We start from the raw sequence: 8,942 nt of genomic DNA, 5'->3' as shown, positions 1-8,942 counted from the left end.
GCCCCGGCCCCCCCCCCCCCCCCCGGCCCCTCTGTTCTTCAGGAACGTGCACCAGGAGCGCCCGGCGCGGAGTGTCGGATTATGACCATTTCTGTCCGATAGATCAAGATATGCGCTAAATCGACATCGCTCGAGGGGTTCCGGAATGAGCAGCGCATCCGTGTCGTCGCATGGCTTCGTGACAGTACGGGGGCGCGGTTACCGCCCCGAAGAGGTCGATGCCTACGCCGAGGCCTTGTCGGAGGATCGTGACGCCGCCTGGGAACGGGCCGCCCGCCTCACCGTCCTGGCCCGGGAGATGGAGGAGGAGGCCGAGGAGCTGCGCGAGACTCTGGCCGAGCTTCCTCCGCAGACGTACGAGTCGCTCGGGGAGGGCGCGCGCCGGCTCTTCCAGATGGCGCGGGACGAGGCCACGGCGGTACGGGAGCGCGCGCGGCGCGAGGCGCACGAGCAGGTCGCGGAGGCCGAGGCGTACGCCGCCGGAGTGCGCCGCACGGCACAGGACGAGGCCGACGCGCTCGTGGCGGACGTCGAGGACCGGGCCCGGCAGCGGCTGCTCGCGGCGCGCGCGGAGGCGGACGAGATCCGTATCGACGCCCGGCGTGAGGTGAAGGAGGGGCGCACGGAGGCGCTCTCCGCGTTGCGCGAGGTCCGGCACCGCACCGCCGCGATGCTGGCCGAGCAGGAGAAGGAGCACGCCGAGCGCTGGGCCGCGGTGGAGAGCCAGGCCGTGGAGGGCGACGCCGCGGTGGACGCGCGGCACGCCGACCGGGCGGCGCGCGCGGAGGCCGCGCTGGCCGAGGCGGAGCGGGACTTCGCCGACGCCGAGCAGGCCCTCGGGCGCGAGCAGGAGAAGGCGCAGGCGCTGGCCGCCGAGGTGCTCGCCGAGGCACGCAAGCAGGCGGACCGTGTCGCCCGCGAGACGGAACGGGTGCTGCGGGAGCACGGGGAGCGCTGGGACGACGTGCAGGCGCACATGGACTGCGTACGCGACAGCCTCGCGGCGCTGACGGGAGGTCGGGCGCCGGCGGAGTGAGGCCCGGAACCGACGACGCGGTCGCCGGCCGGCGCCGGCGGGAGGCTCCCGCACCCGCCGACGCCCCGGCGGCGCAGTGCCCGGACCCCGTCCGAAGGTCGGTGCGTGGGTCGCCGGCCCGGACCGGCGTCCGACGGCCGCTCACCCCTTCCGGCGTACCGCACCCGCCAGGATCCACGCCTCCACGGCCTCGTACTGCCGCCGTTGCTCCTCCGCCTTGCGCCGGCCGGAGGCCATCGTGCCGAGCCAGCCGAAGGCGAAGCCGAGGGGGACGGAGACCAGGCCCGTGGTGGTGAAGGGGAAGTACGTGAAGTCGGCCTCGGGGAAGGCGGAGACGGGTGAACCGGAGACCAGGTTGGTGCCCGGCATCAGGATCAGCACGGCGAGGGAGCCGCCGATGAGGGTGCTCAACAGGCCGGTGCGGGTGTAGCGGCGCCAGAAGAGGCCGTAGACCAGGGCGGGCGCGAGGGCGGAGGCGCCCAGGGAGAACGACAGCGTCACCAGGGGTTGCAGGCTGCGGTGCTGGACCATCGTGGCCAGCAGGATCGTCGGGATGCCGATCGCGACGGCGGAGAGGCGGGCCAGGGTCATCTCGCGGCGGGCGGACAGCTCCTGGACGCGGCCGGCGAAGACGTCGTGCGCGAGGGAGTTGGCGCAGGCGAGGATCATCCCGGCGACCGAGGCGAGCACCGTCAGGAAGACGGCGGTCGTGACCGCCGTGAACAGGAACGTCTCCCCGGTCGTCACCTCCGGACCGAACGCCGCCTGGGAGCCCAGCAGATAGGCGGAGTTGCCCTGCGGGTCCTCGGCCGCGATGGCCTCGCGGCCGATCAGCGCGGTCGCGCCGATGCCGACGACCGTGATGATCAGCACGAAGACCGCCATGCCGGACACCGCCCAGGACATCGACCGGCGCACCTGGCGGGCGCTGGACGCGGTGTACATGCGCATGGTGACGTGCGGCAGGCAGGCGCCGCCCAGCACCACGCACAGCTCGGCGGTGATCATGTCGAGCCGGGGGAACGGGCCGCCCTCGAACTGCAGCCCGGAGCTGAGGAACGCGGCGCCCACTCCGCTCCGCTCCGCCGCCGTGTCGAACAGGGCGGCCGGGTCCCAGTCGAACCTGCTCAGCATCAGGACGGCGACCACCGCCCCCGACCCGAGCAGCATCACCATCTTCAGGATCTGGATGAGCGCGGTCCCCTTCATCCCCCCGATCGCGGCGTAGCTGATCATCAGGGCGCCCAGCCCGACGATGCAGCCCGTCTCCACCTTCGTGCCGGACAACCCCAGCAGAAAGGCCATCAACTGACCGGTGCCGGCGAGCTGGACGAGCATCAACGGCAACAGCGCGGCCAGCGTCACCCCACACGCGGTCACCCGCACACACCGCCCCGGCATACGGCGCGCGAAGGCGTCTCCCATCGTGAAACGGCCCGCGTTGCGCAGGGGTTCCGCCAGCAGGAACATGAGCAGCATCAGCGACAGCGTCGTGCTGAGCGCGAGCACGATCCCGTCGTGGCCGTACAGCGCGATCACCCCGCCGGTGCCCAGCACGGTCGCCGCGGAGATGTAGTCACCGGCGATCGCCAGGCCGTTGCGCATCGGGGACAGGGAGCTGTAGCCGGTGTAGAACTCGTCGAGGTCGTCGCGGTCGGGGCCGGTCATCACGCACAGCAGCAGCGTGATCGTGGCGACGACGGTGAACGCGACCAGCGTCATCGTCTCCGCGGACTCACTGAATCCGGTCACCGTCCGGCCCCCCGCTTGGCGTCCAGCGCGGCCTGGCGGCGGATCCGGTCGGCCAGCGGATCGACCCGCACGCGCGCGGTGTGCTCGTACAGGGCTATCGCCAGCCAGGTGACCGGCAGTTGGGCCAGCGCCAGCAGCAGCCCGGTCGGCAGTCCCCCGGCGGCCTCGGCCGTCATGAACCCCGGCGCGGACGCGGACAGCACCAGGAACAGCGTGAAGTACCCGAGCGCGGTGAGCGTCGCCACCCGCCGCTGCCAGCGGTAGGCGCCGCGCAGGATGCGCAGGTCGCTGTGGTGCCCGAGCGGCGCGTGCACGGGCGCCCGCCGCTCGTCGGGTTCGGGCCGCGCGTCCGGCTGCCAGGGGTAGGTGGGGTACGTCCGTGAGGCGAGGGGCGGGACGGACTCGGCGGGCGGGAGGTCGGAGAAGCTGGGCGGGAAGGGGTCGTCGTGCGGGGGCTGGTACGACGGGCGTCGGGGATCGGGCGCGTACGGGTCGTAGGACATCCCGTGCTCCTTGCGCGGCTCGGGTCCGTGGCGGCGGACCGCAGGGAGGTGGGGGGCGGGCCACGCACGCTACTCGTGAGTCACGGGGCGCGCGGCGTTTTCACCAAACTGAGCGGTCGGTATGCGCTTACTTCGGCTATCCGTCGATGACCTGCGGTGTTACCCGCGTTAACTCCGACTTTTGGCGCCCGAGGGGCCGCGGAAGGTGGACGGACGTCGAGTGAGGGGGAGTTCCCGGCGCCCGGCGGAGGCCTGCAGGACGGTTCGCCGGGTGCGTGTCAGGGCTCGTCGATGACCGGGAAGCGGCGCGGAGCCATGACCAGCAGCACCAGGAAGGCGAGCGCGGCCGCGCACGCCGCCCCCAGATACACCGCGTGGACCGCGTCCGCGACGGCCCGCCGGGTGGTCTCGGACGTCGCGCCCGTGCCGAGGCCGTGGGCGACGGCGTCGAGGTCCGTGCTGCCGATGCGGCCGGCCAGGACGCCGTTGGCGACGGCGCCGAAGACCGCCGCGCCGAGGGTCTGGCCGGTCTGGCGGCAGAAGAGGATCGAGGCCGTGGCCGTACCCCGTTCCGACCAGCCCACCGTGGACTGGACGCCGACGATGAGGGGGAGCTGGAACAGGCCGAGCGCGGCGCCGAGGAGGAGCATCACAAGCGTCGGCTGCCAGGCCTGGCCCGGATACGGCAGCAGGGGGAACGCCAGCAGTATCAGGGTCGCCGTGCCGATGCCCAGCATCGCCGTGTTGCGGAAGCCGATCCGGCGGTAGACGTGCTGGCTGCACGCCGCCGACACCGGCCAGCTCAACGTCCACACGGAGAGCACGAATCCGGCGGCGACCGGTCCGAGGCCGAGGACCGACTGGGCGTACGTCGGCAGGAAGACGGCCGGGGCGACCATGAGCAGCCCCAGCGCGCCCAGCGCGAGATTGACCGCGGCGATCGTCCGGCGGCGCCACACCCAGCCGGGGATGATGGGCTCGGCGGCCCGGCGTTCGATCACGACGAGGAGCGCGACCAGCGCGAGTCCCGTACCGAACAGGGCGATCGACGGCGCCGACAGCCACGGCCAGGCCACCCCGCCCTGCACCAGCGCCGTCAGCAGGACCCCGCCGCAGGCGAACACGGTCAGCGCGCCCGACCAGTCCACACGCGCGCGTGCGGCCCGCTCCCGCCGCGGCTCGTGCAGGTGACGCACGATCAGCCACAGCGCGAGGCCACCGATCGGCAGATTGACGAGGAAGATCCAGCGCCAGTCGGCGTACGCGGCGAGGACCCCGCCGACCGCCGGTCCGGCGACGGCCGACACCGCCCACACCGTGGACAGCCTGGCCTGGATCTTCGGGCGCTCCGCCAGCGAGTACAGATCGGCGGCCAGCGTCTGGACCGTGCCCTGCAGGGCGCCGCCGCCCAGGCCCTGGACGATGCGGAAGACGATCAGCGCCCACATGTTCCAGGCGAGCGCGCACAGCAGGGAGCCGAGGAGGAAGACGGACGCACCGGCGATGAGGACCGGCTTGCGGCCGAAGGTGTCGGAGAGTTTGCCGTAGACGGGCAGGGTGACGGTGACGGCGAGCAGATAGCCCGAGAAGAGCCACGAGAAGACCGAGAAGCCGCCCAGGTCACCGACGATCTGAGGTACGGCCGTGGAGACGACGGTGGAGTCGAGCGCCGCCAGCGCCATGGAGAGCATGAGCGCCGCAACGACCGCTCCCCGCTTGCCGGTCGCGGCGCGCCCTGCGGTGCCGCGCACGACGGGTCCGGTGGTGCCCACGCGGATTCCTTCCCCTTGCACCTATCTGCTGCCCCGACAGCTTCCCACTTGACCCTCACGCGACGGGAGGGTGCAGCCTGAGTGGGCCGGAGGGGGGACCCGACCCTGAGACGGACTCCGCCTCGCGGGTGACGGCCCCTAGGGGGTTCTCCGTACTACGGCTCGGGGAGGGTTCGTCCCGGCGGAGGACGAGGGGCGCCCACGGCGTCCTTAACCTGGCTTTACGCCGTTGAGGGCGCCGCCGGGGAGGGCGGCCGGGGGCGGTGCACCGCACCTTCGGGGGTGGGGTTTTCCTCAGTGAAAGAGGGGGCCGTGCACCATCGAGCGGCGCCCCCTCCTGCCGCGAGACTCATCGGCGTAGCACTTCGCACTTCGCACGACCCGGTACGGGCCGGCACGAGCCGGTGGGCGTACTTCCGCGTCAACTGCTGACCGACATAGGAGACATACGGTGACATCGGCTGTAACCATTCCCAGGCACGGGGGCACTGGAGAGCGTACGGCCGTAGCCGCGCGAGCGCGGCAGGTCGTCAAGGCGTACGGGGCGGGGGAGACCCGCGTCGTAGCCCTCGACCATGTCGACGTGGACATCGCCCGCGGCCAGTTCACCGCGATCATGGGTCCGTCGGGCTCCGGCAAGTCCACACTGATGCACTGCCTGGCCGGGCTCGACACCGTGACCAGCGGGCAGATCTACCTGGACGAGACCGAGATCACCGGTCTGAAGGACAAGAAGCTGACCCGACTGCGCCGGGACCGGATCGGCTTCATCTTCCAGGCCTTCAACCTGCTGCCGACGCTGAACGCGATGGAGAACATCACGCTGCCCATGGACATCGCCGGCCGCAAGCCCGACAAGGCGTGGCTGGACCGGGTGGTGGAGACCGTCGGGCTCGCCGAGCGGCTCAAGCACCGGCCGACGCAGCTCTCCGGCGGCCAGCAGCAGCGCGTCGCCGTGGCCCGGGCCCTCGCCGCCCGGCCGGAGATCATCTTCGGTGACGAGCCGACCGGAAACCTCGACTCGCGCGCGGGCGCCGAGGTGCTGGGCTTCCTGCGCCGGTCCGTGGACGAGCTGGGGCAGACCATCGTGATGGTCACGCACGACCCGGTGGCCGCCTCGTACGCCGACCGGGTGCTGTATCTCGCCGACGGCCGGATCGTCGACGAGATGTACCGCCCGACGGCCGAGGCCGTCCTGGACCGCATGAAGGACTTCGACGCCCGGGGGCGCACGTCATGACCGTGCTGAAGACCTCGATGCGCAACTTCTTCGCGCACAAGGGACGCATGGCCCTGTCGGCCGTCGCCGTGCTGCTGTCGGTCGCCTTCGTGTGCGGCACTCTCGTGTTCACCGACACGATGAACACCACCTTCGACAAGCTGTTCGCGGCCACCGCCTCCGACGTCACCGTCAGCGCCAAGGGATCCTCGGACACCGGCGAGACCACCGCGGACAACGGCAAGCCGCCGGTCATGCCGGCCTCCGTCGTCGACGAGGTCGGCAAGGCGGACGGCGTGAAGTCGGCGCAGGGGACGGTCTTGTCGACCTCGGTGACCGTCGTCGACGCCGACAAGGACAGCCTCTCCCCGACCAGCGGCGGGCCGACCATCGTCGGCAACTGGAACGCCAACGAAGCCCGCACCATGAAGATCGCCTCCGGTTCCGCGCCCCAGGGCGCCGACCAGGTGATGGTCGACGCGGACACCGCCGACAAGCACGGCCTGAAGCTGGGCGACGGGATCGGCATCATCACCGCCGTCGGCACCCACCGGGCGAAGGTGACCGGCATCGCCGACTTCACCGTCACCAATCCCGGCGCCGCGATCTTCTACCTCGACACGAAGACCGCCCAGCAGGCCCTGGTCGGTGAGACCGGGGTGTACACCAACGTCAACGTCACCGCAGCGCCCGGCGTCAGCGACGCCCAGCTGAAGAAGAACGTCTCCACCGCCCTCGACGGCGGCTACAAGGTGCAGACGGCCAAGGAGGTCGCCGACGCCAACGCCGCGGACGTCCAGGAGTTCATGGGCGTCATCAAGTACGCGATGCTCGGTTTCGCCGGGATCGCTTTCCTCGTCGGCGTCTTCCTGATCATCAACACGTTCTCGATGCTGGTCGCCCAGCGCACCCGCGAGATCGGCCTGATGCGTGCCATCGGATCGAGCCGCAAGCAGGTCAACCGGTCGGTGCTGGTCGAGGCGCTGCTGCTCGGCGTCGTCGGCTCCGTGCTGGGTGTCGGCGCGGGCGTGGGGCTCGCGGTGGGGCTGATGAAGCTCATGGGCGCCATGGGCATGAACCTCTCGACGGACGACCTGACGGTCGTGTGGACCACCCCGGTGGTCGGCCTCGTCCTGGGCGTCGTGGTCACCGTCCTGGCCGCCTACCTCCCGGCCCGCCGTGCCGGCAAGGTCTCGCCGATGGCCGCGCTGCGCGACGTGGGCGCACCGGCCGACGCCAGGGCGGGCGTCGTCCGGGCCGTGATCGGCGCGCTGCTGACGGGTGGGGGCGGATTCGCGCTGTACCTCGCCGCGGCGGCGACCACCGCCGGTGACGGCGCGCTGTGGCTGGGCGCCGGTGTGGTGCTGTCACTGATCGGCTTCGTCGTCATCGGCCCGCTGCTGGCGGGCGGCGTTGTCCGGGTGCTCGGCGCGGTCGTGCTGCGGATGTTCGGCCCCGTCGGCCGGATGGCCGAGCGCAACGCGCTGCGCAACCCGCGCCGCACCGGTGCCACGGGCGCCGCGCTGATGATCGGGCTGGCGCTGGTGGCCTGCCTGTCGGTGGTCGGCTCCTCGATGGTCGCCTCGGCGACGGAGGAACTCGACAAGAGCGTGGGTACGGACTTCATCGTGCAGTCCGACACCGGGCAGCTGATCACCCCGCAGGCGGTCCAGGCCGTGAAGGACGCCGACGGCGTGGCACGCGTCACCGAGTACAAGTGGACGCAGGCCGACTTCAGGACCCCCGACGGCAAGACGTCCAAGGACACCGCCATCACGGCCGCCGACCCGACCTACGCGCAGGACCTGCGGGTCGAGACCGTCGCGGGCAACCTCGCCGACGCCTACCGCCCCGACTCGATGTCCGTCCACGAGGAGTACGCCAAGGACCACGGCATCACGCTCGGCTCCGAGATCGCCGTCGCCTTCAAGGACGGCTCCGAGGCCCGGCTGACGGTCCGGGCGATCACCAGCAGCGAAGCGGTGATCGACCAGGGCGCGATGTACACGTCGATCGACACCCTCGCCAAGTACGTGCCGGCCGGGAAGATGCCGCTCGACATGCTGTTGTTCGCCTCCGCCGAGGAGGGCCGGCAGGCGGCCGCGTACACCGCGCTGAAGGCGGGACTGGACGACTACCCGCAGTACAGCGTCCGGGACCAGACCGACTACAAGGAAGCCCTGAAGGACCAGATCGGGCAGCTGCTGAACATGATCTACGGCCTGCTGGCCCTCGCGATCATCGTCGCGATCCTGGGTGTCGTGAACACGCTGGCCCTGTCGGTGGTCGAGCGGACCCGGGAGATCGGCCTGATGCGGGCGATCGGTCTCTCGCGCCGGCAGCTGCGCCGGATGATCCGCCTGGAGTCGGTCGTGATCGCCCTCTTCGGCGCCCTGCTGGGCCTGGGTCTGGGCATGGGCTGGGGCGCCACGGCGCAGCAGCTGCTGGCCCTGGAGGGGCTGGACGTGCTGGAGATCCCGTGGCCGACCATCGGCGCGGTGTTCATCGGCTCGGCCTTCGTGGGTCTGTTCGCCGCCCTGATTCCGGCGTTCCGGGCGGGCCGCATGAACGTCCTCAACGCCATCGCCACCGAGTAGCCACCGCATACGGGGGTTGCGGGGGGACGGGCCCGGCGCCCGGGGTGCAGGGGGGCACCCCGC

Annotated in this window: 6 protein-coding genes; 3 read left to right on the top strand and 3 right to left on the bottom strand. The window is 71.6% G+C overall.

The window, feature by feature from the left end; genetic code table 11:
• The first annotated feature begins 145 nt into the window (after nucleotides 1–145).
• A complete protein-coding gene (locus ACFV6X_RS35200) occupies nucleotides 146–1,036 on the top strand; it encodes a cellulose-binding protein (RefSeq protein WP_385390484.1) in 891 nt (296 codons plus the stop codon).
• A 141-nt stretch (nucleotides 1,037–1,177) separates the two neighbouring features.
• Here the strand turns inward: ACFV6X_RS35200 and ACFV6X_RS35195 are convergent, their stop codons facing one another.
• The 3 genes from ACFV6X_RS35195 to ACFV6X_RS35185 form a co-directional block, all read right to left on the bottom strand.
• Nucleotides 1,178–2,788: a cation acetate symporter gene (locus ACFV6X_RS35195; protein ID WP_385390482.1), complete on the bottom strand. Its 1,611-nt coding sequence runs from the start codon at nucleotides 2,786–2,788 to the stop codon at nucleotides 1,178–1,180.
• Nucleotides 2,785–3,291: a DUF485 domain-containing protein gene (locus ACFV6X_RS35190; protein ID WP_385390480.1), complete on the bottom strand. Its 507-nt coding sequence runs from the start codon at nucleotides 3,289–3,291 to the stop codon at nucleotides 2,785–2,787. The genes ACFV6X_RS35195 and ACFV6X_RS35190 overlap by 4 nt, the downstream gene beginning before the upstream one ends.
• Nucleotides 3,292–3,569: 278 nt before the next feature.
• Nucleotides 3,570–5,063: an MFS transporter gene (locus ACFV6X_RS35185; protein ID WP_385390478.1), complete on the bottom strand. Its 1,494-nt coding sequence runs from the start codon at nucleotides 5,061–5,063 to the stop codon at nucleotides 3,570–3,572.
• A gap of 451 nt (nucleotides 5,064–5,514) precedes the next feature.
• On the opposite strand from ACFV6X_RS35185, the gene ACFV6X_RS35180 reads away from it, so the two are divergent.
• Together ACFV6X_RS35180 and ACFV6X_RS35175 are read left to right on the top strand one after the other, a co-directional pair.
• Nucleotides 5,515–6,303, top strand: coding sequence for an ABC transporter ATP-binding protein (locus tag ACFV6X_RS35180; RefSeq protein WP_385390476.1), 789 nt, complete (start codon nucleotides 5,515–5,517; stop codon nucleotides 6,301–6,303).
• Nucleotides 6,300–8,879 carry an ABC transporter permease gene (locus ACFV6X_RS35175; protein ID WP_385390474.1) on the top strand — a complete coding sequence of 860 codons (2,580 nt, stop codon included), beginning with the start codon at nucleotides 6,300–6,302 and terminating at the stop codon, nucleotides 8,877–8,879. Before ACFV6X_RS35180 ends, ACFV6X_RS35175 begins: the two co-directional genes overlap by 4 nt.
• Nucleotides 8,880–8,942 lie beyond the last annotated feature (63 nt).

This window comes from Streptomyces sp. NPDC059861 (genome assembly GCF_042731435.1).
GTDB lineage: Bacteria > Actinomycetota > Actinomycetes > Streptomycetales > Streptomycetaceae > Streptomyces.
The sequence above is the reverse complement of the archived record's forward strand: the minus strand, read 5'-3'. Positions and strand labels throughout refer to the sequence as shown.

Excerpts from the sequence above, each read along its gene's own strand:
- ACFV6X_RS35200 (WP_385390484.1), top strand. The coding sequence starts at position 146 with ATGAGCAGCGCATCCGTGTCGTCGCATGGCTTCGTGACAGTACGGGGG.
- ACFV6X_RS35190 (WP_385390480.1), bottom strand. The coding sequence starts at position 3,291 with ATGTCCTACGACCCGTACGCGCCCGATCCCCGACGCCCGTCGTACCAG.
- ACFV6X_RS35175 (WP_385390474.1), top strand. The coding sequence starts at position 6,300 with ATGACCGTGCTGAAGACCTCGATGCGCAACTTCTTCGCGCACAAGGGA.